The organism is Lysobacter sp. CA199 (genome assembly GCF_052078715.1).
Taxonomy (GTDB): domain Bacteria; phylum Pseudomonadota; class Gammaproteobacteria; order Xanthomonadales; family Xanthomonadaceae; genus Lysobacter.
The window spans coordinates 47,214-61,223 of sequence record NZ_JBQJIL010000004.1 but is presented as its reverse complement, the minus strand read 5'-3'; the positions used below and the strand labels follow the sequence as shown (position 1 = coordinate 61,223).

The window sequence follows — 14,010 nt, the reverse complement described above, 5'->3', positions numbered from 1 at the left end:
TAGGGCGAAGCGGCCGGGCGTTTGCCCGGCCGCGCGCTGCATCACTCTTCTTCGTCGGAGGAAACTTCGGTCGTCACCGCTTCCTCGGTCTTGATCCGGTAGACCCGGTCTTCCTTGCCGCTCTTTTCGTTGATCACTTCGTAGCCCTTCTTCTTCAGGGCGCCAGCAAAGAATCCACGTACCGAGTGCTGCTGCCAGTCGGTCGCGACCATCACCTCTTTGATGGTCGCGCCTTGCGGGCGCATCAGCAGGGCGACGACTTGGTCGATGCGGGTTCCCTTGCGCTTCGTCGGCGGCTCTGCGGTCTCGGGGCTTGCATCGCCCGCATCGCTGGCGTTGCTTTCTTGCTCGTCCGCTTCATCCGTACTGCCCGACGCGTCAGCGTCATCGGCGTTGCCCGCTGTCGTATCGGTATCGGCCTCGGCGTTACCGTCGACCTCGCCGCTCTGGCTGTCCGCGTCGTCGCCGCCAGAGGCAATCACGTCGCCCTCGCCGCTTGCGGGCGGTTGCTGGTCGACGGCCTCGTAGCCGGCGGCGGTGAGCGCGTAGCCAGAGCCGTCAGCGGCAATCAGGTCCTCGCGCAGCAGGCCGCGCACTACCGCCGCGCGCGCGCCGCCCTTGAGGTTGTCGGGGTAGTTCTCGATACGGCCCTGGGTGTCGATGGCGAGGAGAATCAGGGCGCGCTGGCTGTCGGTAAGCTGGGTCATGGCATTTTCCTTATTTAGAGATGGTGGGTTTGTTTAAGCGCGTCCCGCCGTTGCGAGGCGCGCGGGTCAATCAATCGGCGAGCACTTCTTCGATGGCTCGGTAGGGGTTGATCTCGCCCCTGGCGATGGCGAGCATCACGTCGTCGTTGAAGGTGTTGAGGACTAGGTAGGCCCTGCGTTCCAGCTCGCGCTGCGCGGCGGCGTGCCAGTCGTTGATGGTGAGCAGTTGCGTCATCGCGTTGCGGTTGTGCTTCTTCATGCCGCCGATGTAATCCTTAAACGCTTCGGTTTGGTCTTTCATGTTTGGCCTCCGTGGCCGTCGTTGGTGTGGCGACATGAACGCTTCCTTCGCCGAGGAAGCAAAGCGGTTTTCGCGATAAAGAACGCTTGTTCTCTGTTGCAGACAGGTGTCGGACAGCTAAGGCGGCCGACCGCTGGTTATCTCCGCGCGCGTTGGGAAGTGCGACGCAGTGCCTTGGCTTCGCGCCGAAAGGACGCGTTCATGCCGTCGCCGCACCGACGCGGCCTACGGAGACGCAGCGTGAGTGAAGGCGTACACAACAAGCTGGCCGACGATCTACGGCTGTGCGCAGGGCGGTTGAACTTTCTCGTGAACCACGCACGCGCCACATTGGTCGCGGACTGCGAGTTCGAAACTCTCGCCACGAGACGGTGCGAGGCGCTGGGCACGATGCTGGCGCACTGCGTCTCATCGCATCGGTCGCAGCGCATCCGGCCGGACACGCTGCGTGATTTGCTGGATGGTGCGGACGCCGAACTGGGCTCGTGGGAGCGGCATATCCTGCCGCGCCACAACAAAGCGCGGCGACGGCCGGCTGGAGCGCTGACGCCTATTGAGCACTGCTTTCGCGAAGTGCTGGCGATGATCGACCGCTATCTTGACGGACTCGATCCGGTGGAACCGATGCATGTCATCGGTCGTGCTATCGAACGGATCGAGCGGCTGATGGACTACTACGGCGATGACGCGGAATTCCAGAGCGGATTGGCGCATGCCATCAGCGGCTTGGAACAGGCCAAAGATGCCGCAGAATTTCGAACCGCCTGATTCGGAGTGGGGTGCTCAAGCTGTCTGACGCCTGTCGGCGCTAGAGCGAAGGCGAGATACCACTTGGCTTCTGTCTGGAAGGAAGCGTTCATGCACTCGCCGCAACGACGCGGCGAACCCAGAGAGAGCAACCATGTCGAATATGTCTTACTGCCGATTCCAGAACACCGCACTGGCCCTGAAGGATTGCGAGAGCGTTTTGGAAGAACTGGCTGACGGCGACCCCGCGCGGCTTAGTGACGAGGAGTTGCGCGCGGCGCAGCGGCTGGTCACCAGCTGCCTCAACATCGTCCAATTTCTGGCCGAACGCGGCTCCCTGGAATTCGAACCGGACATGGACCTTGCAACGGTAGTCGAGGAGCTGAACGAAGCAGCGACGTAATGAGATGAGAGCGACTGCCCCAGCGTCCATTGGACGCTGGGGCATTTCCTCTTCCTCTTCCTCGCCCGCTGCGAGCCTGTCTGTGTGCTGTCCACGTTCCGGGACGGGCGCAAATCTGCTTGCGATGTTCCGGTACGTAAGCGTTCATGACGCCGCCGCAACAACGCGGTTTGACAGGGACGAGCCCATGAATCAGAGCATCATGATTTCCGACGCTGAGCTTCGAAGCCTCAGCGATTACGTGGAGCGGATACTGCGGTCCGGTTATACGTTCTCACGTCCCGACGCCCGTTTAACCTTGTTCGCCTGCTTTGCCTTGGCCAGCATTCTTGCCGAGCGAACCGATACGATCCGAACGCGCCGCCTCAACCCGGACATCCTGGGTCGATTGATAACCGAGTGCCGTAGAGAGCTGGCCCCGGTGGAACGTGCCATCGATGAGACCGGTAGCTGGGCTGCAAAGCGCTGGGTTCCGAGCGAGATGTGCGAGGACGAGACGACATTGCGCTGGCTGCATGACGAGATTGCGCGCTGCTTCAATGGACTGGAGCCGGAATACGCGGGCTTGCCGGTGCATCAACTCAACCGAGCGGTGCAACAAGCCCGGCTGATGCAGGTATGGGACGTAGCGGACGCCAAGTACCAACCTAGCCTGCGCGCGGCCATTCGTCATTTGGAGCAGGCGATTATGGCGGCGATGTGCGCGCCGCATAACTGACCACGGGAGAGCGAACACCCCAGCCTTCGGGGAGGGCTGGGGTGTTCCCTTTCCAAAAGAAATTGTTCGGACGAAACCGCTTGCTATCGTGTTGGAAGGAAGCGTTCATGCATACGCCGCAACGACGCGGCGTCTCCAGGAAGAGCCACCATGAGCGAGCATCACCGTAATTTCGGCAACATCACCCGCAGCCTGACCAAGTTCGAAGTGGACATCCACGACATGCTGGCGCACGACGACACCGCCGCGTTGGTGCCCGAAGATTTGAAAGCGGCTGGCACGCTGAGCCGAAGCTGTTGGGCGGTCGTTGCCATGCTTTGTGGAGCGGCCGGTGTCGACTTGCCGACCGAACCGGATTGGGACGTCATCCTCGCGGACGTCAACGCGATGCTGGGTAAGCAGTAAGCCGGGAGTGGTAAGTCCCCAGCGCCCGATGGGCGCTGGGGTGTTCCCTCTTCCAACAGCCCGATCTGCGCCGATGGCCGGCGGTCGCGGAGGCTCTACCGAATCGAATTCTTCTATCGTGGGAATCTCTATCCGCGCCTACGGCCGCCATCGTGGCGTGTCCGATACGGCTGTGCGCAAAGCCATCGCTGCCGGCCGCATCACCGCCGAGGCGGACGGCACCATCAACGCGGCGCGAGCCGACGCTGACTGGACTGCCAGCACGCGCACTCCGGACGAGCGCCTGTCGGCGACGGGACGGCCGGCGCGGGCGCGCGCGGCCTCGGGGACAGGTGCCGGCGATGTCGCCGCTGGTGCGCCGACCAGCGCGCCCAGCGGCGGCAACACCTACGCGCAGGCCCGCACCGCCAACGAGGTGCTCAAGGCGCAGCACCACAAGCTGCGCATCGCCCAACTCAAGGGTGAGTTGATTGACCGCTCTCAGGTGATGGCGCAGGTCTTCGCGCTTGCGCGCGCTGAGCGCGATGCCTGGTTGAACTGGCCGGCGCGCATCAGTTCGATGCTGGCGGCCGAACTAAACATTGATCCGCATGTCATGCACGTCGCGCTGGAGCGCGAGGTGCGGCAGCACTTGGCCGAACTCGGCGACTTCAACGCACGATTGGATTAACCCTTGTACGACGGCTTTGACGACGTTGCGCGATTCTGGCGCGACGGCCTGACGCCCGATCCATTTCTTGACGTGTCCGATTGGGCGGACCGGGATCGCGTGTTATCCAGCACGTCGTCGTCGGAGCCCGGTCGCTGGCGCACCGCGCGTACCCCGTACCTGCGCGACATCATGAACGACCTGTCGCCGGCCTCGGCGACCGAGCGCGTCGTCTTCATGAAGGGCGCGCAGGTCGGCGGTACGGAGTGCGGGAACAACTGGATCGGGTACGTCATCGCCTGCGCGCCGGGGCCGATGATGGCCGTGGCGCCCACGGTCGAGATGGCGAAGCGCAATTCGAAACAGCGCATCGATCCGCTGATCGAGGAATCGCCGTCGCTGCGTGAGCGCATCGCGCCCTCGCGCGCGCGGGATGCCGGCAACACGATCCTCGCCAAAGAGTTCCGCGGCGGCGTGCTGGTGCTGACCGGCGCGAACAGCGCGGTGGGTCTGCGCTCGATGCCGGTGCGTTATCTGTTCTTGGACGAGGTGGACGGCTACCCGCGCGACGTGGAAGGCGAAGGTGATGCGGTCGCGCTGGCGGAAGCCCGTACCCGAACGTTCACCCGCCGTAAGATCCTGCTGGTCTCGACGCCGACCATTGCCGGCGCCAGCACCATCGAGCGCGAGTACCTCGCGTCCGACCAGCGACGGTACTTCGTGCCGTGTCCGCATTGCGCCGAGATGCAGTGGCTGCGGTTTGAGCAACTGCGATGGACCTGGGGAGATTCTCGTTCCGCGCGGTACATCTGCGTGGGTTGCGAGCAGCCGATCGGCGAGCACCATAAGACCGCGATGTTGGCCGGCGGCGAATGGCGGGCTACGGCGCCGCAGAACAAAGGCAAGACAGCCGGCTACCACCTTTCGTCCTTGTACTCGCCGGTCGGCTGGCGCAGTTGGGCCGACATCGCCGCCGCGTGGGAATCCGCGCAGGGTTCGGCGACAGCGCTGAAGGCATTCAAGAACACCGAGCTGGGCGAGACCTGGGAAGAGGAAGGCGAAGCGCCGGATTGGGAGCGCTTGCAGGAGCGGCGAGAGGATTACCGCGTCGGCACGGTGCCGGCGGGCGGGTTGCTACTGGCCGGCGGCGCCGACATCCAGAAGGACCGCATCGAAGTCTCGGTGTGGGCTTTCGGGCGTGGGCGCGAGACGTGGCTAGTCGAGCATCGCGTGCTAATGGGCGACACCGCCCGTAACACGGTGTGGTCGGAACTGGCTGGCGTGCTGGGCGAGCACTGGACCCACGCCAGCGGTGCGCTATTGCCGCTCACGCGCATGGGCTTGGACACCGGGTTCGCCACGCAGGAAGCCTATGCGTTCGCGCGCGGTGTTCAAGATCCACGCCTGCTGCCTATGAAGGGCGTCGGCAGTGGCGCGGCGCTGATCGGCACGCCGACCGCGGTCGATGTCAGCGTGCCGGGCAAGCGCATCCGACGCGGTCTGAAGTTGTTCGCCGTGACCGGCGGCATTGCCAAGCTGGAGTTTTACAACGCCCTGCGGCTATCGATCGAGATCGGCCCGGACGGGCAGCCGGCGTTCCCCGCCGGCTATGTGCATCTGCCGAAGATCGATGGCGAGTTCTTGCAGCAGTTGACCGCCGAGCATCTGATCACGCGTCGCGACCGCCACGGCTACCCGCAGCGCGTTTGGGAGAAGCGCCGCGACCGCAACGAAGCACTCGACTGCTACGTCATGGCGCGCGCTGCGGCGATGCAGGCCGGCGTCGATCGTTTCGAGGAGCGTCACTGGCGCGAGCTGGAACGAACCTTGAGCGCGCAACCCATCGGGCCGCCGCCAGTCCCTAGCCAGCCAGCGCCGTATCCCAACCCACAGGCCGCCCCACCGGGCGGCCTTTCTGTTTCTGACTCACGCCGAGGGCGCCGGGTCATTTCGAGCCGTTTCATGCGATGACCGATCTTCCCTACACCCATGAGCAGCTGAAGGCGCTGCGCAACGCGCTCGCGCGCGGCGAACGCCGCGTCAGCTTCGGCGACCGCCTGGTCGAGTACCGCAGTGTCGATGAACTGCTGGCCGCGATTCGCGAGATCGAAGCGGCGTTGGCCGGTACCGAAGGCCAACCTCGGCGTCCGCGCCGATTGCTGACCACTACAAGCAAGGGTTTCTGATGAGTTGGTGGTCACGCGTTCGAACCGCGATGTTCGGCGGTTCCCCCGTGCATGAGGTCGCCGGTCACGGCCGGCGTTCGACGGCGTGGCAGCCCAGCAATCCCGGCGCGATCGCCGCGCTGATCGCAACTGGCGATGCGCTACGCATTCGATCGCGCGATCTGGTCCGCCGCAATGCGTGGGCCAATGCAGCGATCGAGGCATTCGTCGCCAACGCGGTCGGGACCGGCATCAAGCCGCAATCGCTGATCGTCGACACCGCGCAGCGCGAAGCGCTGCACGCGCTGTGGCGCGACTTCGTGGACGAGGCGGACGCCGCTGGGCTGACCGATCTGTACGGCTTGCAGGCGCTGGCGTGCCGCGCGCTGCTGGAGGGCGGCGAGTGCCTGGTGCGATTGCGCCCACGTCGCCCCGAGGACGGCTTGGCCGTGCCGCTACAACTGCAAGTGCTGGAGCCCGAGCATTTGCCGCTGACCCTCAACCGTGAGGAGCCCAACGGCAACGTCATCCGCGCCGGCATCGAGTTCAACCGGCTCGGGCGCCGGGTCGCGTACCACCTGTATCTGTCGCACCCGCAAGACGGCGCGATGGCGCCGATGAGCCGGCAGGGTGGCCTGGACACCTACCGTGTTCCGGCTGCCGAGGTGCTACACATCTTTCGGCCGCTGCGTCCGGGTCAGATTCGTGGCGAGCCGTGGCTGGCGCGCGCGCTGGTCAAGCTCAATGAGTTGGATCAGTACGACGACGCCGAGTTGGTCCGCAAGAAGACCGCGGCGATGTTCGCAGGCTTCATCACCCGCGACGGCCCCGAAGATCCGTTGCCGGGCGATGCACCACCGGACGAGCACGGCAATGCGCCGCTCGGCTTGGAGCCGGGAAGCCTTCAGATTCTGGAAGCGGGCGAGAGCGTTACGTTCGCCCAACCGGCCGACGTCGGCGCGAGCTACGACGCTTTCCTGCGATCGCAGTTCCGTGCCGTCGCCGCCGCGATGGGTATTACCTACGAGCAGCTGACCGGCGATCTGACCGGGGTGAACTACTCGTCCATCCGCGCCGGCCTGCTCGAGTTCCGACGTCGATGCGAGATGGTGCAGCACTCGGTGCTGGTGTTCCAACTGTGCCGACCGATCTGGAATGCGTTCGTTGACGCCGCGGTGCTGTCCGGTGCAATCGAGCTGCCCGGCTATCGCCGCCGCAAGCGCCAGTACCGCGCCAGCAAATGGGTGCCGCAGGGTTGGAGCTGGGTCGACCCGGAGAAGGAATTCAACGCCCTGATCCTGGCGATCCGCGCCGGCTTGATCAGTCGCAGCGAGGCCATTGCCAGTTCCGGCTACGACGCCGAAACCATCGATCGGGAAATCGCCGCGGACGCCCAACGTGCTGACGCGCTCGGCCTGGTGCTCGACACCGATCCGCGCGCTGTGGCCCGCAACGGCGTCAAGCACGCCCCACCGCCGGCCGACGCGCCGGCCCTTGATGCGAAACCCACTCAATGATCGGACTGCCACATCTGGCGGCGCGCGTGTTCAACACGCCGCTGCTGATCCAGCGCGCCAAGTTGGATGTGATCTTGAGCGTGCTGGCGCCCAAGTTCGACCTGCAAACGCTGCCGCCGCCGCAAATGGGTTCGCCCACGGCGGCGCCGACGTTGGCGAACGAAGAAGGCATCTACGTGCTGCCGATCCACGGCACGCTGGTGCAGCGTGCTACCGGCTTGGACGCGCTGTCGGGCCTGACCAGCTACCTATCGATTGCACGCCGGCTCGACGCTGCGCTGGCCGACGACTCCGTGCGCGGGATCGTGCTGGAGATCGACAGCGCGGGCGGCGAGACGGCGGGCTTGTTCGATCTGGCCGACAAGGTTCATGCCGCGCGCTCGATCAAGCCGGTGTGGGCCGTCGCCAACGACGCCGCGTTCTCGGCGGCTTATGCGCTGGCGAGCGCGGCCGACAAGGTCTACCTAACGCGCACCGCCGGTGTCGGTTCCATCGGCGTCATCGCCCTGCACGTCGATCAATCGCAGAAGGATGCGAAGGATGGGCTGATCTACACGCCGATCCATGCTGGCGCGCGCAAGAACGATGGTTCGCCGCATGCCGCGCTCAGTGATCACGCGCATGGCGCGATCCAAACCGAAGTCGATCGGCTGTACGAATTGTTCGTACTGACCGTGGCCGACCAGCGCGGCGTCTCGGCCGACCTGATCCGAACGACCGAAGCGGCCTTGTACTTCGGCCAAGACGCGATCGATGCCGGCCTGGCCGATCGGCTCGGCACGCTCAGCGACGCCGTCGCGCACATGCACACCGAACTCGACGCCTTCGCGCGTCCCTTTCCCTTGGAGTCCCTCTCGATGTCCACCCCCCAACCGACTGCGGCGTTGACCGCAGCCGATCTCGACGCTGCCCGTGTGCAAGCGCACGGCGATGCACTGGCGATTGCCGAGTTGTGCGAACTGGCCGGACAGCCGGCGCTGACGGCGGCGTATCTGGCCGAAGGCATCACTGCCGACGCGGCACGCCAGCGTTTGCTCGCGCTGCGCGCGCAGTCCGACGAGATCACCAGCCACCTCACCCCGACCGCGCCCAAGACGGGCGCATTGGCCGACGACAACCCCGTGCTTCGGGCCGCTAAGGCGCGCGCGGCCCTGGTGCAGGAGCACTGACATGCGATTGACCACGTATCCCCCGGTCCATGAGGGACCGAACCTCGGCGACGTGCTGAAGCTGGAAGCCGATCACCTCTACTCGCGCGACCAAGTCACCGTCGCGGCCAATCAAACCCTGGTGTTGGGCCAAGTTGTCGGCCGCATCACCGAGACCGGCCAGATCGCCGCGCTCGATCCGGCCGCAACCGATGGCCGCGAGATGGTCGCCGGTGTCGTGATCGTTCCGATCACGACCACCAAAGATCCGAGTCCCGATGGCCTGATCGTCGTGCGCTACGCGACGGTCTCCGATCGCTATCTCGCCTGGCCCCTGGCCATTACCCCCGAACAACGCACCGCCTGCGTCTTGCAGCTGCGCGCGCTCGGCGTCCTTGTGCGCCACGGAGTCTGATCCATGCCGATGAATAACCCGTTTCATAACCCCGCGTTCTCGGTCAGTTCGCTGACCGCTGCGATCAACCTGCTGCCGAACACCTATGGCCGGCTGGGTGAGCTGAACCTGTTTCCGATCAAGCCGGTCCGCACGCGCCAGGTCTCGATCGAGATGCGCAATGGCGTGCTGAACCTGTTGCCGACGCTGCCAGTCGGCGCACCGGGCACGGTCGGCACGCGCGGCAGCCGCAACCTGCGCGCGCTGACTATTCCGCACATCCCGCACGACGATGTCGTGTTGCCCGAGGAAGTAATCGGCGTGCGCGCGTTCGGCAGTGAGACCGAGTTGGAGACCTTGGCCGGCGTCATGGCCGACAAGCTCCAGACCATGCGCAACAAGCATGCGATCACGCTGGAACACTTGCGCATGGGCGCGTTGAAGGGCGTGGTCCTCGACGCGGACGGCAGTGAACTGATCGACTTCTATCGGGTGTTCGATATCACCCCGAAGGTGTTCTCGTTCGAACTGGCCGATGCAAATACCAATGTCCGCGACAAATGCATCGAACTGAAGCACTACTTGGAGGACAACCTGCTGGGCGAGCGGATGACGGGTATCCGTGTGCTGGCGTCCGAAGAGTTCATGACCGCGCTGACCAATCACCCCAGCGTCGAGAAGGCGTGGGAGCGCTGGCAGAACGGCGAGTTCTTCCGCACGGATCAGCGTGCCGCCTTTGCGATGGCCGGCGTGGTGTTCGAAGAGTATCGCGCAGTCGTCAGCACCGGCGTCGCTGGGCAGCCGGCCCGCCGCTTCATCAACGAGAACGAAGGCCACGCATTTCCGCTGGGCACGATCGACACGTTCGCCACCTACGTCGCGCCGGCCGACTTCAACGAGACCGTGAACACCCTGGGCCAGTTGCTCTACGCCAAGCAGGAGCCACGCAAGTTCGACCGCGGCACGGACCTGCACACGCAGTCCAATCCGCTGCCGGTCTGCCAACGCCCTGGCCTGCTGGTGAAGGTCACGGTGTGATTCCGTTCCAGGCGATGGATGACGTAATCTTCGACACGCTCGGCGTCGTCGCGCTCGCAAGGCGCCCGAATGTCTCATCGGTCCGCATCCCTCTTGTGGTGCGCGACGGCGTCGAGCGTCTCGGGGAGTTTCAGCAGGTCATCGGGCGCGCGCGGCACGTTTTCGCTCGCAATCGCGAGTGGGTGTTCCGTCGCGGCGATGAAGTCACGATCAACGCACGCGTCCAAACCGTGGAATCGCTGATCACCGATGACGGCCTCATCAACGAGGCGGTGTTGCATGGCTGAACCAGCAGCGACGTGGCTGTTACTTCAACGCATCGCTGAGCGATTGACCGAGATTCGGACGGCGCAAGACTACCGCACCGAGATTGGCTCGGCGGTCGCGCTGGAGCCGGCTCAACATGCCGACGAAGACGCTATCGGCCTGACACTGGCCGCGCTGGGCATTCAACGCGATGCCAACAAGCCGCACCACGGTCGGCATCGGCTGCTGCAAGCGTTGGTCGAAGCCACGCTGCCGGCCTCGCTGCCCGAAGCCCAAGCCCAATGCCACGCAATTGCGGCCGACATCGAGGACGCGCTGGACGATTGGATTCCGCTACCGCAGGCACTGCCGGTGCAGGTCGAGGACATCGTGTTCCTCGACCGACCCGAAGGTCTGCCGGTGGTCGCTGTCCAAGTCGCTTTGACGATCCGCTATCGCCGCTGATGGACATCTTCATCGATGCCAATGCCGTGCTGGAGGCGGCCAAGCGTGTGAGCGAGATCCCGGCCAAGGTCGCCGTGGCCCAGCGGCGCGCGCTGGGCACCTTGCGCCGCCGCTGGCCGGTCATCGCCCGCCGCGACATTCAAACCGAGTACGCCCTGTCGGCTCAGCGCACTCGGGCCGGCATCAGCGTGCGGACCACCCGCGAGGGTGTCGAGCTGGTCGGCGTCGCGCGCGGCGTCGGACTGGCGAACTTCGGCGCTCGCAAGACCGCTGATGGCTTGACCTACAGCGCACGACGCGGCAAGCGCGGGTTTCGCCGCAGCGGCTTCACGAGCCAATACCGCGGTACGCCGATCGCTTACGAGCGCACGCCGATTTCCGGGGAAAGGCGCGTCCCGCGCACCCCGATCCAACGCCTATACGGCCCGTCGCTGGCGCAGATGTTGCGCAAGGGCGACCGGCCCGAGCGCATGGGCCAAGCCGGCCTGGACGTGATCACCGCCGAGATCGACCGGCTGCTGCTGCGCTCGCTGCGCCGCTGAATCCGCTGCCTTCGGGCAGCCACACCTTACTTATAGGAGCAACGCGACCGATGGCCGCGCAAGACCTGTTTTCGTTTCAGGGCAAGGTCTACCTCGCCCAGCGCCTTGCCAATGGCAAGCCCGGTCCGCTGCGGTGGGTTGGTAACGCACCCCAGCTCCAGCTCGCGTTGGAAGTCCAAAACTCGGACAAGACTGAATCGTTCAGCGGCAACCGCATGCTCTACGGCCGACTGGTGCAGAGCAAGACCGCGAACGTCAATCTGACGCTCGATGAAGCCACCCCGGAGAACGTCGCCGAGGGCCTGTACTCGATCCCGGCTACGTTACCGGCGGGCGCCGTCAGCAATGAACTGTTGCCGCCGGGTCTGAAGGCCGGTGATTTGATCCGCCTGGATCGCGGCTGGGTGAGTGAGTTGTCTTTGACCGACAGCGGCACCCCGCCGGTGACCGTGCCGGCCGCCAATTGGTGGACCGAGTCGGCGTCGGCCGGCGTGATCGGGCTGCGCAAGGTCGAGGGCTCGACGCAGCCGTTCAAGGCGACCTATCAGCACGGCGCGACGATCAACATCGCCCTGTTCAACACGCCGCCGCCGGAGCGGATGCTGTTCCTCGACGGCATCAACACGGTCAACGGCCGCCGAGTCAACGTCACCCTGTATCGGGTCGCGTTCAATCCTATCGAACAACTCGACCTGATCTCCGAGGAATGGGGCAGCTTGCAGCTGTCGGGCGCCGCCCTGTTCGATGAGACCCGCGCCCAAGACGCGGCGCTGGGCGGCTTCGGCCGGATCGAGATGGTGGGCGGCTGATGGCACGCAAGATCAAACCGGCTGCCCCGCCTGTGGCCGATGAATTGGCGGTGTTGCAGCCTACCCGCACGCTGCCGCTGGGCGATCGCACCGTGACCGTGCGCGAACTGGGCTTCTTCGAAAGCCTGCGATTGCACGAATCGGTGGCCGCGCTCGTCGGTGGCCTGGTCACGTTGACCGACGATGGCAATGTCGATCTCGGCCGGCTAAACCGGGTCTGTGCATTGCACCCCGGCGCCACCATCGAATTGTTGGCGCAGACCAGCGATCAATCCGTGGAGTGGGTGCATTCGTTGAATGCCACGCACGGCGACTTGCTGCTCATGACGTTCTGGGCGGTCAACGCCGATTTTTTTCTGCAGCGCGTGCTCAGTGCTCTGGAGCTTCAGCGGCAGACCGCGGCGACGAATGGACCGGAGTCCTCGGCACTCTGATCGCGCACGGCCACGGCTGGTCGTGGATTGAGCGCGCGACCGCGCGACAACTTTCCCTTTTCTACCGCGCCGCGGTGCAGCGCGATCGCGCGCTGCGCGCTGATCGCGTCGAAGACGTCAACGCCGGCTTCGCTGGCGGTCGTGACGTCACTGCCTTTTTTCAAAAACTTCGGAATCCCGTATGAAACTGATCGATAACTGGCGCTGTGCCTGGCGCTTCGCGAGCGTGCGCGCGATGGGCGCCGCGCTCGCCATGCAAGCGACGTGGTTGTCGCTACCCGATGACCTGCGCGAGCGCATCCCGCTTTGGGTGACCGCGGGCGTCACGGGCTTTCTTCTTATTGCTGGCCTCCTGGGTCGGCTCGTCCAGCAGCGAGGCCCCGATGGCACACCTATCGGCTGAGCAGGCCGGCGGGCAGAACGTCATCGCCTTCCTCGACATGCTGGCCCATGCCGAAGGCGTCCAGCGCTTCAGCGAGCACGGCGGTTACGACGTGCTGGTCGGTGGCGGCCGGTTCACCAGTTACGCCGAGCATCCGCGCAAGCTGGTGTGGCTGCCGAAGTACCGCATTCACTCCACCGCCGCCGGTCGCTATCAATTCCTGTGGAAAACATGGAACACCTTGCGCAACCGCTTGAAGCTGTCCGACTTCGGCCCGGCCGCGCAGGATCGCGCGGCCATCGAACTGTTGCGAGAGAACGGTTCGCTCGCTGACATCAAGAAGGGCTGGATCAGTTCCGCCGTGCGCAAATCCCGCAAGACCTGGGCGTCGCTTCCCGATGCCGGTTACGGCCAGCGCGAACTTCCACTGGAAACCTTGCTGGCCGTTTATCAAAAGGCAGGGGGCCAGATCGCATGATCGCATTGAAAGTTTGGGCGACCACGGTGCTAACCGCGCTCGCTGCGGTGCTGGCGGCGTTCGGCTGGGGCCGCTGGAAAGGCAGCAAGCGGGCGCGCGAAGACGCCGCCGATCGCATTGCCGATAGCGAACGACAAGTACGCCTTGCAGAGCGCGAACGTGCCGATTCTGAAATTCGTATTGAGGTAGACACCGATGTCCTGCATCTTACGCCTGGCGTCTTGGCGCCGGTGGCGAACGCTGTGCCTGATTCCGCTGCTGACCGCCTGTACGACGAATGGTCGCGTGACCGAGACGACGACCGGATGCGAGTGGACACGACCGATTCTGGTCTCCCGGCAGGACACGCTGACCGATCTGACAGCCCGACAAATCCTGACCCATAACGAGACAGGCCGACGCCTGTGCGGCTGGCGTCGGTGATGCGGCCCCTCTCGGGCGGTCCATCCAGTCGCGGACCAT

General features: G+C 64.9%; 21 protein-coding genes. 19 read left to right on the top strand and 2 right to left on the bottom strand.

Annotated elements, in window-relative coordinates:
* Positions 1-41: 41 nt before the first annotated feature.
* Entirely contained in the window at positions 42-707 is a 666-nt protein-coding gene (locus ACTOWJ_RS07415) for a DUF3489 domain-containing protein (protein ID WP_441333960.1), read from the bottom strand.
* Between the two features lie 70 nt (positions 708-777).
* Entirely contained in the window at positions 778-1,008 is a 231-nt protein-coding gene (locus tag ACTOWJ_RS07410; RefSeq protein ID WP_441333959.1) for a hypothetical protein, read from the bottom strand.
* 240 nt (positions 1,009-1,248) lie between these two features.
* Between ACTOWJ_RS07410 and ACTOWJ_RS07405 the strand changes: the two genes are divergently transcribed.
* The 19 genes from ACTOWJ_RS07405 (at position 1,249) to ACTOWJ_RS07315 (ending at position 13,934) form a co-directional block, all read left to right on the top strand.
* Positions 1,249-1,776 (top strand): hypothetical protein, encoded by a 528-nt coding sequence (locus ACTOWJ_RS07405; protein WP_441333958.1) that lies wholly within the window; start codon positions 1,249-1,251, stop codon positions 1,774-1,776.
* Positions 1,777-1,909: 133 nt separating this feature from the next.
* The gene (locus ACTOWJ_RS07400; protein WP_441333957.1) at positions 1,910-2,158 is read left to right on the top strand and encodes a hypothetical protein; all 249 of its coding nucleotides are present in this window, start codon (positions 1,910-1,912) and stop codon (positions 2,156-2,158) included.
* Between the two features lie 187 nt (positions 2,159-2,345).
* The gene (locus tag ACTOWJ_RS07395; RefSeq protein ID WP_441333956.1) at positions 2,346-2,876 is read left to right on the top strand and encodes a hypothetical protein; all 531 of its coding nucleotides are present in this window, start codon (positions 2,346-2,348) and stop codon (positions 2,874-2,876) included.
* A 150-nt stretch (positions 2,877-3,026) separates the two neighbouring features.
* Positions 3,027-3,281 (top strand): hypothetical protein, encoded by a 255-nt coding sequence (locus ACTOWJ_RS07390; protein WP_441333955.1) that lies wholly within the window; start codon positions 3,027-3,029, stop codon positions 3,279-3,281.
* Between the two features lie 73 nt (positions 3,282-3,354).
* Positions 3,355-3,951, top strand: a complete 597-nt coding sequence (locus ACTOWJ_RS07385; protein WP_441333954.1) for an elements of external origin — start codon at positions 3,355-3,357, stop codon at positions 3,949-3,951.
* Between the two features lie 3 nt (positions 3,952-3,954).
* Complete coding sequence (locus ACTOWJ_RS07380; protein WP_441333953.1) at positions 3,955-5,901, top strand: phage terminase large subunit family protein; 1,947 nt, start codon at positions 3,955-3,957, stop codon at positions 5,899-5,901.
* Positions 5,898-6,116, top strand: a complete 219-nt coding sequence (locus tag ACTOWJ_RS07375; protein WP_441333952.1) for a phage head-tail joining protein — start codon at positions 5,898-5,900, stop codon at positions 6,114-6,116. Before ACTOWJ_RS07380 ends, ACTOWJ_RS07375 begins: the two co-directional genes overlap by 4 nt.
* Positions 6,116-7,612 (top strand): phage portal protein, encoded by a 1,497-nt coding sequence (locus tag ACTOWJ_RS07370; RefSeq protein WP_441333951.1) that lies wholly within the window; start codon positions 6,116-6,118, stop codon positions 7,610-7,612. The genes ACTOWJ_RS07375 and ACTOWJ_RS07370 overlap by 1 nt, the downstream gene beginning before the upstream one ends.
* Complete coding sequence (locus ACTOWJ_RS07365) at positions 7,609-8,781, top strand: S49 family peptidase (RefSeq protein ID WP_441333950.1); 1,173 nt, start codon at positions 7,609-7,611, stop codon at positions 8,779-8,781. Before ACTOWJ_RS07370 ends, ACTOWJ_RS07365 begins: the two co-directional genes overlap by 4 nt.
* A 1-nt stretch (position 8,782) precedes the next feature.
* Positions 8,783-9,175 carry a head decoration protein gene (locus ACTOWJ_RS07360; protein ID WP_441333949.1) on the top strand — a complete coding sequence of 131 codons (393 nt, stop codon included), beginning with the start codon at positions 8,783-8,785 and terminating at the stop codon, positions 9,173-9,175.
* A 3-nt stretch (positions 9,176-9,178) separates the two neighbouring features.
* Positions 9,179-10,192 carry a major capsid protein gene (locus ACTOWJ_RS07355; protein WP_441333948.1) on the top strand — a complete coding sequence of 338 codons (1,014 nt, stop codon included), beginning with the start codon at positions 9,179-9,181 and terminating at the stop codon, positions 10,190-10,192.
* Positions 10,189-10,479, top strand: a complete 291-nt coding sequence (locus ACTOWJ_RS07350; RefSeq protein WP_441333947.1) for a hypothetical protein — start codon at positions 10,189-10,191, stop codon at positions 10,477-10,479. The genes ACTOWJ_RS07355 and ACTOWJ_RS07350 overlap by 4 nt, the downstream gene beginning before the upstream one ends.
* Positions 10,472-10,903: a hypothetical protein gene (locus tag ACTOWJ_RS07345; RefSeq protein WP_441333946.1), complete on the top strand. Its 432-nt coding sequence runs from the start codon at positions 10,472-10,474 to the stop codon at positions 10,901-10,903. The genes ACTOWJ_RS07350 and ACTOWJ_RS07345 overlap by 8 nt, the downstream gene beginning before the upstream one ends.
* A complete protein-coding gene (locus ACTOWJ_RS07340) occupies positions 10,903-11,445 on the top strand; it encodes a hypothetical protein (RefSeq protein ID WP_441333945.1) in 543 nt (180 codons plus the stop codon). The genes ACTOWJ_RS07345 and ACTOWJ_RS07340 overlap by 1 nt, the downstream gene beginning before the upstream one ends.
* Positions 11,446-11,495: 50 nt before the next feature.
* Positions 11,496-12,254 (top strand): hypothetical protein, encoded by a 759-nt coding sequence (locus tag ACTOWJ_RS07335; RefSeq protein WP_441333944.1) that lies wholly within the window; start codon positions 11,496-11,498, stop codon positions 12,252-12,254.
* Positions 12,254-12,688 carry a DUF6631 family protein gene (locus ACTOWJ_RS07330; RefSeq protein WP_441333943.1) on the top strand — a complete coding sequence of 145 codons (435 nt, stop codon included), beginning with the start codon at positions 12,254-12,256 and terminating at the stop codon, positions 12,686-12,688. The genes ACTOWJ_RS07335 and ACTOWJ_RS07330 overlap by 1 nt, the downstream gene beginning before the upstream one ends.
* A 181-nt stretch (positions 12,689-12,869) precedes the next feature.
* Positions 12,870-13,091, top strand: coding sequence for a DUF7940 domain-containing protein (locus tag ACTOWJ_RS07325; RefSeq protein WP_441333942.1), 222 nt, complete (start codon positions 12,870-12,872; stop codon positions 13,089-13,091).
* Positions 13,072-13,548 (top strand): glycoside hydrolase family 24 protein, encoded by a 477-nt coding sequence (locus tag ACTOWJ_RS07320; protein ID WP_441333941.1) that lies wholly within the window; start codon positions 13,072-13,074, stop codon positions 13,546-13,548. The genes ACTOWJ_RS07325 and ACTOWJ_RS07320 overlap by 20 nt, the downstream gene beginning before the upstream one ends.
* Entirely contained in the window at positions 13,545-13,934 is a 390-nt protein-coding gene (locus ACTOWJ_RS07315) for a hypothetical protein (RefSeq protein WP_441333940.1), read from the top strand. Before ACTOWJ_RS07320 ends, ACTOWJ_RS07315 begins: the two co-directional genes overlap by 4 nt.
* Positions 13,935-14,010 lie beyond the last annotated feature (76 nt).